Origin of the sequence: Streptococcus sp. 1343, from assembly GCF_013277355.1 — a bacterium.
In the GTDB taxonomy this organism is placed as follows: domain Bacteria; phylum Bacillota; class Bacilli; order Lactobacillales; family Streptococcaceae; genus Streptococcus; species Streptococcus pseudopneumoniae.
In genome coordinates, this window is the sequence record NZ_VMMT01000073.1 from 1 (window position 1) to 1,639 (window position 1,639).

Genomic DNA, 1,639 nt, shown 5'->3' on the forward strand with positions numbered 1-1,639 from the left:
TTTAGTATGCGAGAGGATACGACAAGTGAGGTTTTAACTATCACAAATAACGGTCAGGAACATCATCTGGTCAAGATGGTATAAAAATACAGAGAAACCAGCAAGGATAGCGTTCGCAAGCCATGGTTGGAGTTTTTCGGGAATAAACCCTTTACCCAGCGCCCCGAGCGAGCCATCAGCCAAGCAGACCAACTGCTAGATTACAAGAGCTGGTCCGAGGAGGACAGGAAAATGTTTAGTCAACTACGTATGCGTGAAGAACAAGCCTTACTCGCTCATGACTATGCATTGGAACAAGCGGAGGAAAAAGACTTAGAGCGTGGTCGTGCAGAGGGGCTTGAACAGGGACTGGAGCGTGGTCTTGAACGTGGACGAGCTGAAGGGATTGAACAAGGGCGAGAAGAAGGCTTGGAACGTGGGAAACTTTTTGCCTTTCTGGATATGGTTCGCCAAGGACTTCTGACTTCCGAGGTTGCCAGCCATCAGCTGGGTATGAGCGTCGCTGAGTTTGAGTCCTTGCTATGAGGTCACATTTTTTTAATATAGTAGAAAGTTAATGAAATGGCGAGTTATTTCTAAAATACTTGTCATTTTTGCTTGACATTTGGAAGGGGGATAGGATAATACCATAGAAGTGAGTTCTGTCCAACTATCGATATGGATTAGATATGTGAAGTTTGACTCAAAGTTTAAGAAATTTGTGAGATTTTCACTTGGGAGATACGGTATTTGAAGGGTATTTTATCTCACAAAGGTGTTTTTTCAACCTTTTTTGAAAAAAATGAAAGCTCTTCTAGGCATAAGAAAACACCTCTGTGTTATACTTGTTGTTCAACCACAAACACAAGAAAGGCACAGAGATGCAAGACAATTATACTACAAAAGCCAAACAAAAGAAGGAAAATCAAATAGAGAAATTGCCTCTTTGCTTGGAAAAGCTCCTCAAACTATCCACACTGAAATCAAGCGTGGGACAGTCTGACAATGTCTTGGAAAAGGGCGCTTCAAAGAGGTTTATTCTACCGACTATGCTCAACAGTCTTATGAAAACAATCGCAGGCGCTCGGTCAAGAAATCAAGCTTAACCAAAGAACTAAAGGAAAAGATTCTCCACTATCATAATCAAAAGTTTTCTCCTGAAATGATGGTTATGGCTAAAGGGGTTAACGTGGGAATTTCAACCATTTACTATTGGATTCATCATGGAAAATTGGGATTAATACTAGACTAAAATCAAAAAGCATTATATAATAGTAATATGAAATCAACTAAAGAAGAAATCCAAACAATCAAAACACTTTTAAAAGACTCTAGTACAGCTAAATATCATAAACGCCTTCAAATCGTTCTATTTCGTCTGATGGGTAAATCTTATAAAGAGATTATAGAGCTTTTAGACTGTAATCAAACAACGATTTGGCCAACTGTAAAAAAATATGAGGAGTTCGGACTCGACTCTCTCCTTCAAGAAACACGTGGTGGTCGTAACCATGCATATATGACAATTGAGGAAGAGAAAGCCTTTCTTGCCCGTCATTTGAAGGCTGCAGAGGCAGGAGAATTTGTTACAATTGACGCCTTATTTCAGGCTTATAAAAAGGAGTTAGGTTCTTCCTACACACGTGATGCCTTTTATCAA

At 39.8% G+C, this 1,639-nt stretch carries 1 protein-coding gene and 2 pseudogenes; all 3 read left to right on the top strand.

Going from position 1 to position 1,639, the window contains the following annotated elements; translation table 11 throughout:
- Positions 1–525: pseudogene (locus tag HT709_RS10110) on the top strand (hypothetical protein); the annotation flags it as partial.
- A gap of 295 nt (positions 526–820) precedes the next feature.
- A pseudogene (locus HT709_RS10115) lies at positions 821–1,219 on the top strand (helix-turn-helix domain-containing protein); the annotation flags it as partial.
- Positions 1,220–1,258: 39 nt separating this feature from the next.
- The coding region (locus HT709_RS10120) for a helix-turn-helix domain-containing protein (RefSeq protein WP_172925736.1) at positions 1,259–1,639 on the top strand (381 nt) is incomplete at its 3' end.